Here is a 205-nt window from a genome sequence, read left to right as displayed (position 1 = left end):
TGAGTATGTGATTGGTACGGTGTCGGCCACCGATGGTGACGGCGAGGCGGTGACGTATTCCATTACCACCAACGTGTACAACGATGCCAATGAAGCCTTGTTTGAGATCGACGCAGTCAGCGGTGCGATCAGTCTGACGGCAACGGGCGTCACCGCGTTCTCAAACGATTACGAAACCGCCCCCAATGTACACGATATTGTGGTG

The 205-nt window shown here is 54.6% G+C and carries 1 protein-coding gene; it reads left to right on the top strand.

Features of this window, described 5'->3' with window-relative positions:
- Nucleotides 1–205 (top strand): cadherin repeat domain-containing protein (locus JIG40_RS23045; RefSeq protein WP_199466078.1); only part of this gene is annotated, 205 nt, incomplete at both ends.

It is taken from the genome of Vibrio sp. bablab_jr001, assembly GCF_016464285.1.
Taxonomy (GTDB): domain Bacteria; phylum Pseudomonadota; class Gammaproteobacteria; order Enterobacterales; family Vibrionaceae; genus Vibrio; species Vibrio fluvialis.
The sequence above is the reverse complement of the archived record's forward strand: the minus strand, read 5'-3'. Positions and strand labels throughout refer to the sequence as shown.